This is a genomic window from Sphingomonas echinoides ATCC 14820 (assembly GCF_000241465.1).
GTDB classification, from domain to species: domain Bacteria; phylum Pseudomonadota; class Alphaproteobacteria; order Sphingomonadales; family Sphingomonadaceae; genus Sphingomonas; species Sphingomonas echinoides.
The window spans coordinates 1,250,017-1,269,152 of record NZ_JH584235.1; the positions used below are offsets into that span (position 1 = coordinate 1,250,017).

Genomic DNA, 19,136 nt, shown 5'->3' on the forward strand with positions numbered 1-19,136 from the left:
GTTCTCGCCTACTCGCTGGATTTCCCACTCCAGCGTCACGCCCGACTGCGCCTTCACGCGCGCGCGGACTTCTTCGCCCAGTGCCTCGATCTCGGCGCTGGTGGCCGAACCGAGGTTCAGCAGGAAATTGCAATGCTTCTCGCTGACCTGCGCGTCGCCGATGCGCAAACCCCGACACCCGGCGGCATCGATCAGCGCCCATGCCTTTTCGCCTGGCGGGTTCTTGAAGGTCGAACCGCCCGTGCGGCTGCGCAGCGGCTGCGATTCCTCGCGCGCGGCAGCGATGCGGTCCATTTCGGCCTGGATGACAGCAGGCTCCTCGGCATGGCCACGGAAGGTGGCGCTGACGACGACACACCCCTCCGGCAAGGTCGAATGGCGATAGGTATAGCCAAGCTGCTCTACCGTGAGCGTCCGCTGCTCGCCCGAACGCAGCACGACCTCGCATTCGACCAGCACGTCCTTGGTCTCGCGGCCATAAGCCCCGCCATTCATGCGCACGAAGCCGCCGACCGTGCCGGGGATCGACCGCAGGAATTCCACCCCGCCAATCCCCGCATCGCGCGCGGTGGAGGAGACGAGGATGCCGCTCGCCCCACCGCCGCAGCGCAGCGTGGTCGCATCGAGCCGTTCGACCGTGGCGAAGGGCTTGCCCAAGCGGATGACGACGCCAGCAACGCCGCCATCGCGCACGATCATGTTGGAGCCGAGGCCGAGCGCCATCACCGGCATTGCCGGGTCGAGCGCGGCGAGGAAGGCGCTGAGATCAGCGACATCCTTGGGTTCGAACAGCCATTGCGCGGAGCCGCCCGATTTGAACCAGACGAGCGGTGCCAGCGGGGCGTTTTGGGTCACGCGGCCTTCTATTCCCCTCCCGCTTGCGAGTCCGAGGTCGGTCATGCCCCCGGCATGACCTGAACGATGCGGGGCATCGTTCACCTCGGACTGGGTTAGGGGAGGGAATGACCTGGACGCCTGCGGAACGCCTTCGACAGGCCCTCCCCCAGCCCCTCCCGCAAGCGGGAGGGGAGAAGAAACCGTCGCACTCACTTAACCGCCTCAATGCCAGCCGCCAGCCCAGCCGCCCACTTGGTAATATCCCCCGCGCCCAGGCACACCACCATGTCGCCGGGCTGCACCACCTTGGCGAGCGCCTGCGCCAACGCACCCGCATCGGCAATCGTCGCGGCCGAGCGATGTCCGCGCCGCTTCAGCCCCTCGACCAGCGCCTCGGCGTCGACGCCCTCGACCGGGGCTTCGCCTGCGGCATAAACCGGGGCCACGAACACCATATCGGCGTCGTTGAACGCGCCCTGGAATTCCTCCATCAGATCGCCGAGCCGCGAATAACGATGCGGCTGGACCACCGCGATCACGCGGTTCTGCACGCCCTCGCGCGCCGCCGACAGCACCGCGCGGATCTCGACCGGGTGATGCCCGTAATCGTCGATGATGGTGACGCCACCCGTCTCACCGACCTTGGTGAAACGCCGCTTCACCCCGCCAAACTTGGCGAACCCCTGCTGGATCGTCGCGTCATCGATGCCGAGTTCCAGCGCCACGCCAATCGCCGCCAGCGCGTTCTGCACATTGTGGCGGCCCGGCATCGGCAAATCGATACCTTCGATCGAGCGCGTCGTGCCGTCACGGTGGCGAATGATCACCTCGAAGCGGTTGCCGCCGGGCGTGGGCGTCACGTTGACGCCGCGCACGTCCGACTGCGCTGAAAAACCATAGGTCACCACGCGCCGGTCGCGCACGCGCGGGATGATGTTCTGCACCTCGGGGTGATCGAGGCACAGCAATGCCGCGCCATAGAAAGGCACATTCTCGACAAACTCGACGAACGCATCCTTCACCGCATCGAACGAGCCATAATGGTCGAGATGCTCGGGATCGATATTGGTCACCACCGCGATCGTGCCGTCCAGCCGCAGGAAGCTGCCGTCGCTCTCATCGGCCTCGACCACCATCCAGTCGCTCGCGCCCAGGCGCGCGTTGGAGCCGTAGCTGTTGATAATGCCGCCGTTGATGACGGTGGGATCGACCCCGCCGGCATCGAGCAACGCCGCGACCATCGAAGTCGTCGTCGTCTTGCCATGCGTACCCGCGACCGCGACGGTCGATTTCAGGCGCATCAGTTCGGCGAGCATTTCCGCACGGCGCACGACCGGAATGCGCCGCTCCAGCGCCGCTTCGACTTCCGGGTTGCCGCGCTTGATTGCGGTCGAGGTGACGATCACCGCCGCATCGCCCAGATTGTCGGCGCGGTGCCCGATCGCGACCGGAATGCCCTTGGCGCGCAGCCCTTCCACGACATAGCCCTCGGCCACGTCAGACCCCTGCACGGCATAACCGAGATTCTTCATCACTTCGGCAATGCCCGACATGCCGATGCCGCCAATGCCGACGAAGTGGATCGTCCCGATGTCGGTTGCGACACCCCTCACGCAAAAGCCTCCCGTTTCCCCAGTTTGACCGCGCGCGGCGCGCCAATCGGCATGTCGCCCGGCGTATCGCCCAGGCTCTCGACCAGATCGGCCAGATCGCGCACCGCATCGGGCCGACCGCACGACCGCGCCCGCCCCGCCGCATTCTGCAACGCTTCGGGATCAAGCCCGAGCCGCTGCATCTGCTTGGCCAGCTCAATGGGCGTGAAATTGCGCTGGTCGATCGTGCGCGCGCCGCCCGCTTGCGTCATTTCGCGCGCATTGGCGGTCTGGTGATCGTCAGTGGCCGTCGGCAGCGGTACCAGGATGGCCGGGCGGCCCGCACAGGTCAGTTCCGCCAGCGTCGAAGCCCCCGCGCGCGCAATCACCACATGCGCCCAGGCAAGCTGCTCGGGCAGATCGGGCAAATAGGTCGCGAGATCCGCCGCAATCGACAGCTCGGCATATTTCGCGCGGCACGCATCGATATCCTCGATCCGCGCCTGATGCGTCACTTGCAGGCGGCGACGAAACGCGACGGGCAACAGCGACAGCCCATCGGGCACCACCTGGCTCAGCACACTCGCGCCCTGGCTGCCGCCGGTGACGAGCACCCGGAAAATGCCGTCTTCCTCCAGCAACGGATAGGGCTTGGAACGCAGCGCCAGCACGGCATCCCGCACCGGGTTGCCGACCAGATGCGTCTTCGCGCGCACCTTGGGGGCCAGTCGAGCGACGTCTTCGTAAGAGGTGGCGATCGCATCGACTTTATTTGCGACCAGCCGGTTGACGCGACCGAGCACGGCATTCTGCTCATGCACTGCCGTCGGGATGCCCTGATTGAACGCGGCCAGGAGCGCAGGCAACGCCGGATAGCCACCGAAACCGATCACTGCATCCGGCCGGAAGCTCTTGTAGAGCTCGATCGCCATCGCGCGGCCCTTCAGCATTGCCGACGCCGCCTTGATATAGCCGATCGGCCCGCCGCTCAGCCGCCCGGCGGGCAGGATGTGCGTCTGGATGCCCTCGAACAGGCCGGGAAAGCGCACCCCGCGCTCATCGCTGATCAGCGCGACATAATGCCCGCGCTTGATCAGTTCCGCCGCCAGCGCCGCCGCCGGGACCATATGCCCGCCAGTGCCGCCCGCCGCCAAAACGAAATGCCGTGCCGTGCTCATACCCCGCTCCGATGCCCGCTGCCCCGCTGGGCGATGTATTTTGATCGCGTGACGAAGGGATTGCGCCGAGTGAACGCCAGCAGCAAGCCCATCCCGATCGACAAAGCGATCAGCGAGGATCCGCCATAACTGATAAACGGTAGGGTCATGCCCTTGGATGGCGCAAGGCCAGTATTGACCGCCATCGAAATCAGCGACTGAACACCAAATTGCGTAGCAAGCCCGGCGGCCGCGAACAGCCGGAATTCATCTTCCTCGTCGAGCAGCTTCACGAACACGCGCACCACGATCGCCAGAAACAGCAAGGCGATCACCATGCACGCGAGCAGCCCGAACTCCTCCCCGATCACCGAGAAAATGTAATCGGTATGCCCCTCGGGCAACCGGAATTTCATCGATCCGCCGCCCGGCCCGGTGCCGCGCCAGCCGCCAGCGGTGATCGTGTCATGCGCGGCATTGGTCTGGAAATGGTCGGCGGCCCCCACCCCTTCCGTCCCCGGGAACAGGAAGGCGTTGATGCGCGCGCGCGCCGTACCGTAGAACAGATAGGCGGCAACCAGCCCGGCGGGTACCGCCGCGATCAACCCAACGATCACTTTGGGCGATGTGCCCGAAATCATCAGCAGCGCCATCCACACCACGCAGAACACCACGGTCTGCCCGAAATCGGGCTGCAGCATCAGCAGCACCGCGACCAACGCGGTCATCGCGCCGGTGATGAACACGACGGGTAACGCCTCATCCTGCGCGCGCATCGACAGAATCCACGCGACCGTAACGATGAAGAACGGCTTCAGAAACTCGGATGGCTGGAGCAGCGACACGCCAAAATTCAGCCAGCGCGTCGCGCCGTTCTTCTCGACCCCGACCACCGGCACCAGCATCAGCAGCACCAGACAGGCGATCGTCCCGATCAACGCCATCCGCCGCGCAATCGCCACCGGCAGCATCGAAACGACCAGCAACACCGGCAACGACACGCCGACCCACGCCAGCTGCCACCACAGATAGTAAAGCGGCGGCACATGGTGCTTGTCGTCCGAATAGCGCGTTGCCGCCGCTGGCGACGCCGCGCCGACGGCGACCAGCCCGACCGCGATCAGCAGCAGCGTCAGCAGCAGCAGCATCCGGTCGATATCCCAGAACCACATGCCCAGCGCCGAGCGGTCGCCACGTCCGCCGCGCCCCTTCATGCTCCGCCACAATTTCGGGGTCGGCCCGCGCGCCTCGCTCATGCCAGCGCCTCGACCAGGCGGCGGAACTGCTCGCCACGATCCTCAAAATCGCGAAACTGGTCGAAGGAGGCGCAGGCGGGCGACAGCAACACGGTGTCGCCGGGCTGTGCGTTGCGCGCGGCGGCGGCGACGGCGGTGGCAAGATCGCCGCTTTGCTCGACCGGTACCGTGCCCTGCAGGATCTCGGCGAAACGCGGGCCCGATTGCCCAATGGTGTACGCGCGCACGACATGCCCGAATTGGGGCGCGCAGGCGTCGAGATCGTCGGCCTTGGCCTTGCCGCCCAGAATCCAGTGAATCCGCCCGAACGCGGCCAGCGCGGGCGCGGTCGATTCCGGGTTGGTCGCCTTGCTGTCGTTGACATAGGTCACGCCGCGCAGGACGCGGACGCGTTCCATACGGTGCGCCAGACCGACAAAGCTTTGCAAAGCAGCATCGATCACCGCTTCGGGCACGCCCAGCGCCTGCGCCACCGCAATCGCGGCGAGCGCATTCTGCGCGTTGTGGGGCCCCTGCAACGAGGGCCAGCGGGATTGGTCCATGCACACGCCGGGCGCGATCTTGGTGAGATGCTCAGCCCGCGCCGACAGGCTGCGCGCGATTTGCGCCGAGGGGGTATCGCCAATGCCAATGATCGCCGCGTGCGTCGCCGACTGCATCGCGAACAGGCGCGCCTTAGACGCGGCATAGGCGTCAAAGCCATCATACCGGTCGAGATGATCGGGCGTGATGTTGAGCAGCACCGCGACGTCACAGTCGAGTGTTTGCGTCAGGTCGATCTGATAACTGGACAGTTCGAGCACATACACGCCGCCGTCGGGCAGCGGTTCCTGCTCCAGAATCGGCAAGCCGATATTGCCGCCCAGCCGCGAAGGCACGCCTGCGGTTTGCAGGATGTGGTCGATCAGCGAAACCGTGGTCGATTTGCCGTTGGTGCCGGTGACGCCCACCACTTTGTGCGGCGGCAGTGCGGGCCGCGCCTGCGCGAACAATTCGATATCACCGATGATCGGCACCCCCGCCGCGCGCGCCTTGGCCGCGACCGGGTGACGGTTGAGCGGCACGCCGGGCGAAACGACGAGCGCGTCGAAACCGGACAGATCGAGGGATTCGGGGTCGGCGAAGGTCAAAATCTCCCTCTCCCCTTCAGGGGAGAGGGTCGGGGAGAGGGGCTGTCCTGGAATGCCGAACGTGCCGCCCGCTGCAGACTCCCCCTCTCCCCGACCCTCTCCCCGCAAGCGGGGAGAGGGAGACGAAAGCGCTTCACGCTTAGCCGCATCCGAATCCCATGCCGTCACCGCCGCGCCGCCCGCCAGCAACGCGCGCACGGTCGCCGCGCCAGAGCGCGCAAGCCCCAGCACAGCGTAGCTCTTGCCGCGCCAGAGGGGCGATACGATCACCGGAGCTTCAACGTCGACAACCCTGCCAGCGCGAGCACGAGCGCGATGATCCAAAACCGGATCACCACGGTTGGCTCGCTCCAGCCGAGTTGCTCGAAATGGTGGTGGATCGGGGCCATCTTGAACACGCGGCGGCCGGTGCGCTTGTAGAAGAACACCTGGATAATGACGCTCATCGCCTCGATCACGAACAGCCCGCCGATGATGCCAAGCACGATCTCGTGATGCGCCACCACCGCGATCGCGCCGAGCGCGCCGCCCAGCGCGAGACTGCCGGTATCGCCCATGAACACGGCCGCGGGCGGCGCGTTGAACCACAGGAACGCCAGCCCCGCCCCGACGATCGCGCCGCAGAAGATGGCCAGATCGCCAGCGTGCGGCACATGCGGAATGCCGAGATAGGCCGCGAACTTGGCGTTGCCCGCCAGATACACGATCAGCATGAAGGCGACCGCCGCGATGATCACTGGCATCGTCGCCAGACCGTCCAGTCCGTCAGTCAAATTCACCGCATTGCCGAACGCCACGATCGTGAAGGCGGCAAAGACGATGTAGAAATAGCCAAGCTCGATCACCGGCCCGCTATAGAACGGCAAATACAGATGCGTGCCGTTTTCATGCACGATCATCGTCGCGGCGATCCCGGCGATGGCGAATTCGCACACCAGCCGCAGCCGCCCGGAAACGCCAGCCGTGCTCGCCTTGCGTACCTTGTCATAATCATCGAGGAAGCCGATCGCGCCAAAGCCCAGCGTCACGAAGGTGCACGCCCAGACGAACGGGTTGGACAAGTCCATCCACAACAGGATCGAAAAGACCATCGAGGTCAGGATCATCAGCCCGCCCATCGTCGGCGTGCCGCGCTTGGCGAGGTGGGATTGCGGGCCGTCGCTACGGATCGGTTGCCCCTTGCCCTGGCGCACGCGCAACCAGCCGATAAAGCGCGGGCCGATCAACAGCCCCAGGAACAGCGACGTCGCCACCGCGCCGCCAGTCCTGAACGACAGATAGCGAAACAGGTTCAGCACGCTCGGGAAGCCGAGATAGGCGGCGATGAAATAGAGCATTAGTGTTCCCCGCTCCGCAGGCCAGCGACAACCGCCGCCAACCCCACGCCGTTCGATCCCTTGATGAGCACCGCATCGCCCGGTGCCAGCATGGTGGACAGGCTGGCGCGCGCCGCAGCGGCGTCGGCGACATGGACGAAATCGCCCTTGCCCTCAAGCGCGTTCAGCAGCGGGCGGGCCCGTTCACCGACGAGAATGCCCGCTTCGACGCCAGCGGCAAGAACGGGTTCGGCCAGCCCGGCATGATAGGCATCGCTGCCGTCGCCAAGCTCGCGCATTTCACCCAGCACGACGATTTTGCGCTTGGCGGGTTCCGCCGCGAGCACGGCGAGCGTCGCGCGCATCGACGACGGATTGGCATTGTAGCTCTCGTCAATCACCAGCGCCTGCCCGGCCCCGACCGGAACCGTGAAGCGTGCGCCGCGCCCGGCGAGGCCGCCCAGTTCGGCCAGCGCCAGCCCCGCCAATGCGAGATCGCCACCGACCGCATCGACCGCCGCCAGCACCGCCAGGCTGTTGGACACCCAATGCTGCCCCGGCTGGCTGATCGTGAAGCTCAGTTCGCGCGCGCCGACGACGGCGGTGACGAAGGTGCCGCCGCTTTCGGTGCGCATCGTTTCGATCGCGCGAACGTCTGCGCCCTTGTCGAGGCCAAAGGTCACAATCCGCGCCGCATAAGGCGTGGCGGCGGCGATCAGGCGGTCACGATGCGGGCTGTCATAAGGGACGATCGCCACGCCGCCCGGCTCCAGCCCCTGGAAAATCTCACCCTTGGCATCGGCGATGGCGGATTCGTCGCGGAAGAATTCGGTATGCGCCGGGGCGATGGTGGTGATGATCGCAACATGCGGGCGCACCAAAGTGGTCAAATGCGCCAGTTCGCCCGCATGGTTCATGCCCATTTCGAACACGCCGAAGCGCGTTTCGGCGGGCATCCGCGCCAGGCTCAGCGGCACGCCGGTATGGTTGTTATAGCTTTTGACCGAACGATGCGTCCGCGCCCGCGCGCCACGCTCCAGCGCGGCGTAGAGCGCTTCCTTGGTGCCGGTCTTGCCGACCGAGCCGGTGACGCCGATGATTTTCGCCGCCGTGCGCGCACGCGCGGCGCGGGCGAGATTCTCCAGTGCGGCTATCGTATCGGGGACGAGAACATGCGGGTGCGCGCTCGGCTGCGACACCAACGCCCCCGCCGCGCCGCGCGCAAACGCCTGGTCGAGGAAGCGATGGCCATCGGTCGCCGCACCCGTCATCGCGACGAACAGGTCGCCGGGGCCGACTTCGCGCGAATCGAAGGTCACGCCGGTGGTGGTGAAGTCGCCTGACGCCGTGCCACCGGTGGCGGCGGCGATCGCAGCGGAGGTCCACAGGCTCACGCTGCCATCTCCCGCGCGACGCTGACATCGTCGAACGGCAGCACCAGATCGCCGACGATCTGCCCCTGTTCATGCCCCTTGCCCGCGATCAGGACGATGTCCTGTGGCCCGGCCATGGCGATCGCCGCGCCGATCGCGTCGCGGCGCGACCCGATCTCGGTCGCCTCGGGCGCGCCTGCCAGCACCATCGCGCGGATCGTGGCGGGATCTTCCGAGCGGGGATTGTCGTCGGTCACAATGACATGGTCGGCCATCGCCGCAGCGATCCGCCCCATTTCGATGCGCTTGCCCTGGTCGCGATCCCCGCCCGCGCCGATCACCACGATCAGCCGCCCCGCCGCATGCGGCTTGAGCGCCGAGATCGCCGCCTCCAGTGCATCGGGGGTATGCGCATAATCGACATAGACCGGGGCACCCTGCGCCGCGATCACCGCCCGCTCCAGCCGCCCTCGCACCGGCTGCAACCGGCCGAGCGCGGCGATCGTGGTGGCGACGTCCCCACCGCACGCAATCACCAAGCCAGCCGAGGTCAGCGCATTGGCCGCCTGATAGGCGCCGATCAGCGGCAGCGTGACCTTATAGGTCTTGCCCTCCGCCTCGATCACCAAGCCCTGCCCGAGCAAGGTGGGATCGCGCCCGACCAGCTTGAGCGTTTCGCCCGTCGTGCCGACCGAGAGCACGCGAAGGCCACGCGCGCGCGCGACCTCGGCGACGCGAGCCGAGGCAGGATCGTCCGCCCACACCACCGCCGTGCCATCATCGGCGAGCACTTCGCTGAACAGGCGCAGCTTGGCATCAAGATACGCCGCCATCGTGCCGTGATAATCGAGATGATCGCGGCTGAGATTGGTAAAGGCGGCGGCGCGTACCGCCAGCCCTTCGGTGCGATATTGCGACAGGCCGTGGCTCGACGCCTCGAACGCGAGATGGCTGACGCCCTCGCGCTTCAAACCGGCAACGTTGGACAGGAAAGTGACGATGTCGGGTGTGGTCAGCCCGGTCGAAACGCGGTCATCGGCGGTGGTGACGCCAAGCGTGCCGATCGAGGCGGCATGGAACCCCGCCATCCGCCACAATTGCCGCACCATCTCAACCGTTGAGGTCTTGCCGTTGGTGCCGGTGACCGCGACCGCAACCTCTGGGAAAGGCGCGAAAAACTGTGCCGCGAGTTGGGCGAAGCGACGGCGCGGGTTGGCATCCGCAATATGCAGCGCGCCAACCACCTGCGCCTCCGGGCGCGCCACCACCGCAATCGCGCCACCCGCGACGGCGGCTGCGATATAGTCTTCGCCATTGACGACCGCGCCCTGAAACGCGCCGAACACGACGCCAGGCGCTACCTTGCGATGGTCGATCGCAAAACCCGTGACCGTCGCATCGGGCGCACCGCCGACCAGCGTTGAAAGCTTCACTGTTCCTCCGCGCCGCTCGGCGGCGTTGCCCCGGCGACGAGAGTCAGCATCGGCCGGAGATCGCTAATATCCACATCGCGCCTCGCATCGGGCATCACACCCAGGATCGCCCCGGTCCGCGCGATCACTCGCCCCACCACCGGCGCAGCGTTCCATGCCGCCGTCTTCCAGCCGGCCGTTTCCCTGGTGCCTTCGGGCGAATCGAGCATGGCCAGCACCACATAGCGCGGCGCGTCCATCGGGAAAGCGGCAACGAAGGTGGCGACGTTGCGGTGATGATCATAGCCGCCGTTCGACGCCGCTTCGGCGGTGCCGGTCTTGCCGCCAACGCGGTAGCCCGGCGCATCGCCCTTGCGCCCGGTGCCATAGAGGCAGACGAGCCGCAGGAGCTGGCGCATCCGCGCGCTGGTCGCCTCAGACAGCACCCGCCGCCCTGCCGGTGCCTGTCCGGGCGCGACCTTGAGCAAGGTGGTTGGCCGCCAAATCCCGCCATTGACCATCGTCGCATAGGCGTTCGCCAAGTGCAGCGGCGTCACCGCGATGCCATGGCCGTACGCCGTCGTCATCACCGTGGTGCGGCCCCAATAGCGCGGCCAGATCGGGCCGGCCCGCTCGCGCAATTCGATCGACGGGCGCTCGCCAAAGCCCATGCCGGTGAACATCGCGGACAGCTTGTCCTTGCCCAGTTCGTCCGCGATCCGTGCCGTCGCCACATTGGACGAGTAGATCAGCGTTTCAGGGATGTTGAGCCAGCGCTTCGGATCGCCGCGTTCGTCGTGAATCGTGAAGCCACCGACCTTGAGCGGCGCGGTCGCATCGAAGCGGCGCGCCATTGAGGTGATCGTGCCGCTCTGGATCGCGGTCGCCATGGTGATCGGCTTGAAGGTCGAACCGAGTTCATAGACCGATTGCGTCACATTGTTGCGCAGCGCGTCGCTGGTCGTGCCGGTCAGCTTGTTGGGATTGTAGACCGGCAGCGAGACCATCGCGAGCACTTCCCCGGTGTGCACGTCCAGCACCAGCCCAGTCGCCGCCTTGGCCTGGAAGGTGATCATCGCCCGGCCGAGTTCGCTCTCCATCGCCGTCTGCACGCGCGCGTCGATTGACAGTGCGATCGGTTCGCCGCGGTGGCGCGGGTCGGTCAGTCGCGTATCGAAGGCACGCTCGATCCCGGCGCGGCCCATGATGTTGGGGTCGGTCGCGGTCGGCCCGATATAGCCAAGCGCATGCGCCGCCATCGTCGATTGCGGATAGAGCCGCTCGGGCTCGCGCGCGAAGACGATGCCGGGTTCGCCGAGCGCGTGGATCTGGTTCACCATCGCGGGCGAGGCATGTTTGTCGAGATAGGTGAACTTGGCCTTCATCGTCAGGCGTTGCAGATACCAGGCCGAATCATGCTCGGGCATCGCCGCCGCCAGGCGATCCGCCAGGCCTTGGCGATCGCCCAGCAATTCCGCCGGACGCACGCCGATTGTCCAGGCTTCGATCGTGCGCGCCAGCGGCTGGCCGTTGCGATCCAGAATGTCGGCGCGCACCACCGGATTGACCGTCAGCGTCGCCGCCCCGGCGGGGGAGCCGAGCAGCCCCAGCAGCGCGATCCGCACGATCACCAGCAGGAAGCCCGCGCCAATCAGCAGCATCAGCATCATCAACCGCACATGCGCAACCGCGACCAGCGCATGGCGCTGATCGCTCGATCGCCTGGCTGGGAGGGGGCGCGCGACGAGGGTGCTCATCGCGCCGACCGGCTTTCCGCTCGAGCGCCGCTGCGCAAATCCCCGATCATGCTATCGTCGAGCAAGGCCCGGTCGAGCATCGCGACCGCGGCACGCGGCCTGGGCGGCGCGGCTGCGGCCATCGCCGTGCGCGCAGGCGGTGCGGCACGCTGGGCCGCTGGCCCTTCGACTCGCGCAGCAGGTGTCGTGGCAGTGGCCGCGTGCAGGACAGGTTGCGTCGCAGGAGACCGCTCGGTGGTCATCGCGGTAACGGGTGCTGCGGGCACGAACGAGGCCATCTGCACGGCGGGCGTGCCGGGCGCAGGGGCGCTGCCCGGTTCGATCGACGCGAGCGCGGCCTCATCCTGCACGAACTGCCCTTCGGCCGGTGCGACCAGCCCGAGCGTCTCGGCATTCCATTTATCGAGCTGCGCGAGGTTGGCGCGAGTGTCGAATTCGGTTTCCAGCGCGCGGATATCCCGCCGCGCGCGTTCGATCTCGCTCGCGGTACGGTCGAGCTTCTTGCGCTCCGCCGCGACCTGCAGCGGCACGAGCAGAAAGCCGAGCGCCACCGCGACGCCAGCCAGAAACCATCCGAGACTCTTCCACGCCAGCCCCAGCATTATAGCAATCCCTCTGTCCCAGGTGTTTCCGGCCACGCCGCCGCACCGGTACGCCGTGCGGTGCGCAAGGTGGCCGACCGCGCACGCGGGTTGCGCGCGATCTCGTCTTCGCTGGCGCGAACCCCGCGCCCGACCTGCTCGAAGCTCGGCGCATGTTTCGCCGCCACTTCGGGCAAATGCCGTGATCCCGATGGCAAGCCGCCCGAGCGCTCGCGCAGGAAGCGCTTGACCATGCGGTCTTCGAGGCTGTGAAACGTCACCACCGCCAGCCGCCCGCCAGGCGCGAGCACGCGCTCTGCCGCCGCGAGACCGTCGGCCAGCTCGCCCAATTCGCGGTTGATGTGGATGCGGATCGCCTGAAAGGTCCGCGTCGCCGGGTCCTTCTTGTCATGCGGTTTGTAGCCAAGCGCACGGCGCACGACATGCGCCAGCTCACTCGTCCGCGTGATCGGGCGCGCCGCGACGATCGCGCGCGCGACCCGCTTGGCGCGCGGCTCCTCGCCGTAAGTCTTGAGCACATCGGCGATCCGGCCTTCGTCGGCTTCGTTGACGAAGTCGGCGGCGCTTTCGCCCTCCTGGCTCATCCGCATATCGAGCGGACCGTCCGACTGGAAACTGAACCCGCGCTCGGCCTGATCGAGCTGCATCGACGACACGCCGATGTCCATCGTCACGCCCTGCACCGGCACGACGTCGCGCGCGGTCAATTCGGCATCCAGCGCGGAGAAGGTGGCAGGGACAAGCGTCAGCGCACCATCGGCGTCGCGTACCAACGGCTCGCCCGCCGCGATAGCATCGGGGTCGCGATCGAAGGCGAAGACGCGGGCACCGCGCGCCAGCATCGCGCGGGTATAGCCGCCCGCGCCGAAGGTCGCATCGACATGCACCGCGCCCGCGTCGATGGCGAGCGCATCGACCACTTCGTCGAGCAGCACCGGAATGTGCGGGGCGTCGCTCACAGCGCGATCCCCTTCACCTTGCAGTGGTAGCGGCATGCCGCCTGCATCGCCGGATCGACATCGACCGCGTCGATCAACGTCTTCGGATCCCAAATCTCGATCCAGTCGAACGTGCCCCAGAAGAAGGCGTTTTCCCCGATATTGGCGTAATCGCGCGGGAAGCCGGGCATGATGAAGCGGCCCGATCCATCGAACGGCACGGGCTCGCCGCTCGCGCCGCGGCGCTTCAGATTGTAATTGGGCTCGCCCAGTTCATTGAGCTGGCGCGCCTGGATCGCCTCGATCTCGGCCTTCAGGATCTTGACGTAAGCGGGGTCGTAAGCGCGCAGGCACTTCTGCTGCGGGTGGACACCGACGATGACGGTGCCGCCATCCTTGCCATCGGCGCGCGGGCTGTTCGCCGCCAGCGCCTGTCTGAGCGATGCAGGAATCGCAACCCGGCCCTTGTCATCGACAAGACCGAGGCCGTCCCCCTGATATTCGCTCCGGTCGTCCACGCTTACCCCGCACTCGGTGGGCAAGCCTCTCCCCTGCCCAGAATCGCGGGTTCGCGACGCTAGGTGCCCGCATGGTCAGCGCATGGTGCGCAGGCGAGATGAGTCTGCCCCTGATGAAGCAGAAGCTACACGGGGCCAGCTGGGGACACAAGGGGAAACGCGGGGATTTGACGGGACAAAGCCTCAATCGCTTCGATTCTCCACGGATTTTTTGCGCGTCATATCAGCTCGTTCTTGATGCGTTCGCGTCGGGATAGGGGATTTTCGGGGACGTGGTGGGCAAAACCGGTGGCAGCGGGGCGTTTTCCCCACAAATCCCCGGAAACGAGGTAATCACCGAACCGACGCTGCAGCAGCCTTTGGCGGCAGCGTGTCGCTCTGGTTGCTGGCAGGGGCAACCGCACTCGGCGCGACGCCGAGCTCCGCCAACGGCTCCTTCGCGGAATCGGTCGAATTTCCGGAGACCATGGTGGCGACAACGTCAGGCCGCGCACTGCCAATCGCCGAGACTTGCCGGTCGCGGCTGACCGTCGCGAAGATCGCGGCAGCAAGCCCGATCAGCAGCAGGACCGCCGCGAGGCCGATCATCCCGACTTTCGCACGCTGCATCGTCTGCGTTGGATCTTGAGCGAGAATTTTCATAGGCTGTGGCATAAATGTAACGCGTTAACGCGCGCTTGTCGATGCCGACAATTCTCAGCCCTTAAGCCAGGGCGGAACCGCCAGCCCTTTCTGTTCCAACCAAGCGCGATTGTAGAGCGTTGAGAGATAGCGAAAACCGGTATCGCACAGGATCGTCGCCACGCGGCTGCCTGGCCCGAGTTGGCGCGCGAGGCGCACCGCCCCTGCGACGTTGATGCCCGAGGACAGGCCCAGACACAGCCCCTCTTCGGCCAGCAGCCGGGTCACCCATTCCATGCCCTCCGCATCCGAAATGCGGAATTGCGTATCGATCGGCGCGCCTTCCAGATTGGCGGTGATTCGCCCCTGCCCGATCCCTTCGGCGACCGAAGAGCCTTCGGCCTTCAACTCGCCATGCGCATAATATTCATACAGCGCCGCGCCATGCGGGTCGCTGAGCGCGATGCAGACTGCCTCGTCCTTGGCCTTCAGCCCCATCCCCACGCCCGCGATCGTACCGCCGGTGCCCGCCGCACAGGTGAAGCCATCGATTCGCCCGTCCATCTGCGCCCAGATCTCTTCGGCCGTGCCCACAATATGCGCGCGGCGGTTGGCGATATTGTCGAACTGATTGGCCCAGACCGCGTTCGCTGTTTCCTCGGCGATGCGGCGCGAGGTGTGCACAAAATGCGCCGGGTTCGAATAGGGGGCCGCCGGAACCAGCACGAGTTCAGCCCCGAGCGCGCGCAGCGTGTCCATTTTCTCGCGGCTTTGCGTCTCGGGCATCACGATGATGGTGCGGTAGCCCTTGGCATTGGCGACCAGCGCCAGCCCGATACCGGTATTGCCCGCAGTCCCCTCGACAAAGCACCCGCCGGGCTCGATCAGCCCGCGCGCCTCCGCATCCTCGACGATACCCAGCGCCGCACGATCCTTTACCGAGGCACCGGGATTGGCAAATTCGCATTTGCCGTAAATCTCGCCCCCGGCCGCCTCGCTTGGCCCTTTGAGCAGGACAAGCGGGGTATTGCCGATGAGCGCGAGCGTATTTGGGGTGGTATGCATGCTCCCGAAATGCCGCGTGTTGGCAGCGGGGGCAAGCGAGCGTTGCTTGGGCGCACACAAGCCTGGTCGTTTAGCGGAACGGGATGCGGGGCTCCTCACCCCAATCGGCACAAAATCTCGGCCGAAAACCGGCGAAAATGTGGAGCTTGCGTTACACAATTATTGCAGCGCAAAAATCATGTTCCTTACGGGAAACACCACTCTTGACGCCCCGTGCTGCGTGCGCGAAGAAAAATGCCATGACCAAGCGCATCCTCCCCGCCGCCGCCCTTTTCCTGATGCTGTCGGCTTGTGAAAACAAGCCGACCGAAGTGTCGACCGTCGCGCCCGACCCGATGGCGGCCGTGCTGGCCAACAAGGCCCCGGTGGAACTGCCGCCGGCGATCAAGAAGGAAGTGACGTTCCGCTGCAAGGATAACAGCCTGGTCTACGTCACCTTCTTCCAGGGCGACAAGCAGGCGCTGGTCAAGGCGACCGAGAAGGGCACGCCGACCAAGCTCACCGCGGAAAAGGCGGGCGATCCGCTCAAAGCGGATGGCTATGAGATGACGGGCAATGAAAAGGCGGTAACGCTGACGCAGCCCGGCAAGCCCAAGCAGCTTTGCGATATCTGATCCTCGGCACCGGTTGCACGTATCGTCGGCATTCGCCACGATAGGCCGTTCCTGAGCGAGGGGCTTAAAACAGTGTCGACGATTGCGATCTACAGTTTGAAGGGCGGCGTGGGCAAAACCACGCTCGCCGTCAACCTTTCCTGGGCATCGGCGACGCTGTCCTCGCGTCGCACGTTGTTGTGGGATCTCGATCCGCAAGCGGCCAGCACCTTTTTGCTGTCGCAGCGCGCCGAGAACGGCAAGCTCAAGGATCAGGCGCAATCGGTCTTCGCCAAGGATGTCGAACCCGACAAACTGATTGAAAAGACCGCGACGCCTCGGCTCGATCTGATCGGGGCCGATGCCTCGTTGCGCGGGCTCGATCTGCTGTTTCACGAACTCGACAAGAAGAAGCGCCTGCAAAAGCTGCTGGTCGGGTTGCGCAAGGATTATGACCGCATCCTGCTCGACTGTCCGCCCGGCCTGACCGAGACCAGCGACCAGGTCATGCGCGCGGCCGATCTGATCGTCGTTCCGGTCATCCCCTCGCCGCTGTCCGAGCGCGCACTGGCCGAGGTGATCAAGCACCTTGGTACCAAGGCGCAGATCATGCCGGTGCATTCGATGGTCGATCGTCGCCGCAAGCTCCATGCCGAGGCACTTGCGCGCCATCCCGATTGGCCCGTGGTCCCGATGGCGAGCCTGATCGAACAGGTCACCGCCAGGCGCGCCCCAGTCGGCAGCTTTGCCGCGCGCTCTGCGGGGGCACAGGCATTCGCGCATTTGTGGCAGGCGATCGAGCGCCGCCTGGCTGCGTGACCCGCGCCACGGACGACACACCCTCCCCTCGCCAAAGGCTCGACCCGCAACTGGTGCTGAGGGCCTATTCGGTCGGTGTCTTTCCGATGGCCGACAGCCGTGACGCCGAAGAGGTCTATTGGGTCGAACCGCAAGAGCGGGCGATCCTGCCGCTCGATGGCTTTCATCTCTCGCATTCGCTGCGCAAGACCATCGCCGCGGATCGTTATCGCGTCACTGCGGACACCGCCTTTGCGCAAACGCTGCGGTTGTGCGCCGAATCGGTTCCGAACCGCCCGGACACCTGGATCAACCCTGGGATCGAACGCGTGTTCATCCAGCTTCACGCGATGGGCTATGCGCATTCGGTCGAGGTCTGGGACGGGACGACGCTGGTTGGCGGGCTCTACGGATTGGCGCTGGGGCGTGCCTTTTTTGGCGAAAGCATGGTCAGTCGCGCGCGCGATGCGTCGAAAGTGGCGATAGCCTGGCTGGTGGCGCGGCTACGCGTTGGCGGCTTCACGCTGCTGGATTGCCAGTTCATGACCGATCACCTCGCCTCGTTGGGCGCGATCGAGATCAGCCGTAGCGATTATCTCGTGGCGTTGTCCGAAGCGATTGCGGGGGCTGTGGGCTCGGACGCGTCCGCGGCCGGAGTGGGCGATTTCTTCGCGCTGGATCGCACGACCTCGCCGGTGTTGGACAAACCGGTTCCCGCCACAGAATTGGGCCCACCCTCCGGGAAGGTCATCGCGCAGCTTTTGACCCACACGTCATAAATCGGGTGCTGCACGACATTGAGCGCAGGCCGCTCCTTGAACAGCCAGCCGGAAAAAACACGCCGCCAGTTCTTGTCGCTGCCCGCGACGTCAACCTGGACGAACGCGCCGGTATAATGTTCCTGCTCCCACGGCGCGGTCTGCTCGCAGGCACGCAGCCGCACGACGACATCGCCGACCCGCGCCGCTTTGCCGGGTTTCAGCACGATATCGCGCGACACGCCGTTACGCTTGTTCAGCAGTCCCAGGGTCGCCACGCGTTCCGCCATCGGCGTCGCCCCGTACCCCGGATCGACGCCACCCCCGACATCGACCGTCACGATGTTACTGGCGCTGGTATCGGCGTCGAGCGCGGTTTCGGGGGTTTCCTTGGGCACCGGCGCAACCGTTTTCGACGGGCCGCACCCGGCCAGCACGACGGCAAGCACGAGCATCACGCCGCCCGGCGCGGGACGAATCACGCGTCGGGCGTCCACGCTTCGTAATCGCCGGTCGCGGGGGCACGCACACCGCCCTTTTCCAGCGCGCCGCTTGGGCGATAGGCGGCTACGGTGCCGGTCAAATTGGGCTCGGCCGGTTTTTGCCAGGCGCGCGGCGCAGGCAGCGCGCGGGTGGGCACGTCATCGACTTGATGGTGGAGCCAACTGAACCACTCCGGCGCGACTCGGCTCGAATCATTGGGGCCGTTGTAGATCACCCAGCGGCGCGGGTTGCCTGCGGTATCGCGCCCGCCCTCATAATAGACGTTGCCAAGCGCGTCTTCGCCTACGCGCGCCTTGCCGCGCAGACCAAAGGCAGTGCCCCAGCTCGCGCCGGTCCACCAGGTGAAAGGATTGAGATTGATGCCCATGAAATGCGCTTAGCGCGACGCCGTGCTGCCTTCAACTGCGATCACGGGCTCTTCCGCCCCGCCCAGGCAACATGATCGCCTTCGGCGATGCCAAGGTCGAGCGCGCGGCCCCCGCGAAGTTCCAGCACCGCGCTGACCGGTTCGCCCGAGGGGATCTGCGTTTCTGATTGCGGCGCGGTATTTTCGGCGATCCGCGCGATGGTGCCGTCTGCACGGATGAACATAATGTCGAGCGGGCTCGGCGTGTTCTTCATCCAGAAATTCGCCTCGCGCGGGGGTCCACCCTCAGGCGGATAGGGCGCGAACAGCATTCCGCCATTTTGCGGGATGTCGGTGCGGAACATCAGCCCGCGCTCCTGCTGATCCTTGGTACGGGCCGTCTCGACGAGAAAGGCATGGCGGCCGTTTGCGCTGGTGATGGTCACCGAGACCATCTGCGGTGATGCCTCGACCTGATCGGACGCCGCAGTCGTGCCGTTACACCCACTTGCCACACCCGCCGCGACAAGGGCCAACAGCGTTACCAATCGAACGCGCATGAT

General features: G+C 66.0%; 19 protein-coding genes and 1 pseudogene. 3 read left to right on the forward strand and 17 right to left on the reverse strand.

The features are described from left to right. The 14 genes from murB to ON00_RS06045 all read right to left on the reverse strand — a co-directional run. Positions 1–900 (reverse strand): UDP-N-acetylmuramate dehydrogenase (gene murB, locus ON00_RS05980; RefSeq protein ID WP_029622472.1); only part of this gene is annotated, 900 nt, incomplete at its 3' end. A gap of 146 nt (positions 901–1,046) precedes the next feature. Continuing rightward, a complete protein-coding gene (gene murC, locus ON00_RS05985) occupies positions 1,047–2,450 on the reverse strand; it encodes a UDP-N-acetylmuramate--L-alanine ligase (protein WP_010404004.1) in 1,404 nt (467 codons plus the stop codon). Then, positions 2,447–3,607 (reverse strand): undecaprenyldiphospho-muramoylpentapeptide beta-N-acetylglucosaminyltransferase, encoded by a 1,161-nt coding sequence (gene murG, locus ON00_RS05990; protein WP_010404005.1) that lies wholly within the window; start codon positions 3,605–3,607, stop codon positions 2,447–2,449. Before murG ends, murC begins: the two co-directional genes overlap by 4 nt. Further along, positions 3,604–4,842: an FtsW/RodA/SpoVE family cell cycle protein gene (locus tag ON00_RS05995; RefSeq protein ID WP_010404008.1), complete on the reverse strand. Its 1,239-nt coding sequence runs from the start codon at positions 4,840–4,842 to the stop codon at positions 3,604–3,606. The genes murG and ON00_RS05995 overlap by 4 nt, the downstream gene beginning before the upstream one ends. Continuing rightward, positions 4,839–6,242 carry a UDP-N-acetylmuramoyl-L-alanine--D-glutamate ligase gene (gene murD, locus ON00_RS06000; RefSeq protein ID WP_029622473.1) on the reverse strand — a complete coding sequence of 468 codons (1,404 nt, stop codon included), beginning with the start codon at positions 6,240–6,242 and terminating at the stop codon, positions 4,839–4,841. The genes ON00_RS05995 and murD overlap by 4 nt, the downstream gene beginning before the upstream one ends. Further along, positions 6,239–7,309, reverse strand: a complete 1,071-nt coding sequence (mraY, locus tag ON00_RS06005; RefSeq protein WP_010404011.1) for a phospho-N-acetylmuramoyl-pentapeptide-transferase — start codon at positions 7,307–7,309, stop codon at positions 6,239–6,241. The genes murD and mraY overlap by 4 nt, the downstream gene beginning before the upstream one ends. Beyond that, positions 7,309–8,682, reverse strand: a complete 1,374-nt coding sequence (locus ON00_RS06010) for a UDP-N-acetylmuramoyl-tripeptide--D-alanyl-D-alanine ligase (RefSeq protein ID WP_010404013.1) — start codon at positions 8,680–8,682, stop codon at positions 7,309–7,311. Before ON00_RS06010 ends, mraY begins: the two co-directional genes overlap by 1 nt. After that, positions 8,679–10,094: a UDP-N-acetylmuramoyl-L-alanyl-D-glutamate--2,6-diaminopimelate ligase gene (locus ON00_RS06015; RefSeq protein WP_010404015.1), complete on the reverse strand. Its 1,416-nt coding sequence runs from the start codon at positions 10,092–10,094 to the stop codon at positions 8,679–8,681. Before ON00_RS06015 ends, ON00_RS06010 begins: the two co-directional genes overlap by 4 nt. Beyond that, positions 10,091–11,830: a peptidoglycan D,D-transpeptidase FtsI family protein gene (locus tag ON00_RS06020; RefSeq protein WP_010404016.1), complete on the reverse strand. Its 1,740-nt coding sequence runs from the start codon at positions 11,828–11,830 to the stop codon at positions 10,091–10,093. The genes ON00_RS06015 and ON00_RS06020 overlap by 4 nt, the downstream gene beginning before the upstream one ends. Next, positions 11,827–12,432 carry a hypothetical protein gene (locus ON00_RS06025; protein ID WP_010404018.1) on the reverse strand — a complete coding sequence of 202 codons (606 nt, stop codon included), beginning with the start codon at positions 12,430–12,432 and terminating at the stop codon, positions 11,827–11,829. The genes ON00_RS06020 and ON00_RS06025 overlap by 4 nt, the downstream gene beginning before the upstream one ends. Next, the gene (rsmH, locus tag ON00_RS06030) at positions 12,432–13,427 is read right to left on the reverse strand and encodes a 16S rRNA (cytosine(1402)-N(4))-methyltransferase RsmH (protein WP_211207108.1); all 996 of its coding nucleotides are present in this window, start codon (positions 13,425–13,427) and stop codon (positions 12,432–12,434) included. Before rsmH ends, ON00_RS06025 begins: the two co-directional genes overlap by 1 nt. After that, positions 13,388–13,888 carry a division/cell wall cluster transcriptional repressor MraZ gene (locus tag ON00_RS06035; RefSeq protein WP_010404021.1) on the reverse strand — a complete coding sequence of 167 codons (501 nt, stop codon included), beginning with the start codon at positions 13,886–13,888 and terminating at the stop codon, positions 13,388–13,390. Before ON00_RS06035 ends, rsmH begins: the two co-directional genes overlap by 40 nt. 333 nt (positions 13,889–14,221) lie before the next feature. Beyond that, positions 14,222–14,497, reverse strand: coding sequence for a hypothetical protein (locus tag ON00_RS06040; RefSeq protein ID WP_010404023.1), 276 nt, complete (start codon positions 14,495–14,497; stop codon positions 14,222–14,224). A gap of 87 nt (positions 14,498–14,584) precedes the next feature. Further along, positions 14,585–15,574, reverse strand: coding sequence for a cysteine synthase A (locus ON00_RS06045; protein ID WP_010404025.1), 990 nt, complete (start codon positions 15,572–15,574; stop codon positions 14,585–14,587). 239 nt (positions 15,575–15,813) lie between these two features. On the opposite strand from ON00_RS06045, the gene ON00_RS06050 reads away from it, so the two are divergent. From ON00_RS06050 to aat, 3 genes are all read left to right on the forward strand, one after another. After that, the gene (locus ON00_RS06050) at positions 15,814–16,188 is read left to right on the forward strand and encodes a hypothetical protein (RefSeq protein WP_010404027.1); all 375 of its coding nucleotides are present in this window, start codon (positions 15,814–15,816) and stop codon (positions 16,186–16,188) included. Between the two features lie 72 nt (positions 16,189–16,260). Then, a complete protein-coding gene (locus tag ON00_RS06055; RefSeq protein WP_010404029.1) occupies positions 16,261–16,986 on the forward strand; it encodes a ParA family protein in 726 nt (241 codons plus the stop codon). Positions 16,987–17,072: 86 nt separating this feature from the next. Beyond that, a complete protein-coding gene (gene aat, locus ON00_RS06060) occupies positions 17,073–17,744 on the forward strand; it encodes a leucyl/phenylalanyl-tRNA--protein transferase (RefSeq protein ID WP_211207155.1) in 672 nt (223 codons plus the stop codon). A 35-nt stretch (positions 17,745–17,779) separates the two neighbouring features. On the opposite strand, the pseudogene ON00_RS21370 reads toward aat, so the two are convergent. The 3 genes and pseudogenes from ON00_RS21370 to ON00_RS06075 form a co-directional block, all read right to left on the reverse strand. Next, positions 17,780–18,178 (reverse strand): annotated as a pseudogene (locus ON00_RS21370) (DUF2155 domain-containing protein); the annotation flags it as partial. A 23-nt stretch (positions 18,179–18,201) separates the two neighbouring features. Then, complete coding sequence (locus ON00_RS06070) at positions 18,202–18,594, reverse strand: NADH:ubiquinone oxidoreductase subunit NDUFA12 (RefSeq protein ID WP_010404037.1); 393 nt, start codon at positions 18,592–18,594, stop codon at positions 18,202–18,204. 41 nt (positions 18,595–18,635) lie between these two features. Beyond that, positions 18,636–19,133, reverse strand: coding sequence for a DUF192 domain-containing protein (locus tag ON00_RS06075; RefSeq protein WP_040601589.1), 498 nt, complete (start codon positions 19,131–19,133; stop codon positions 18,636–18,638). Positions 19,134–19,136 lie beyond the last annotated feature (3 nt).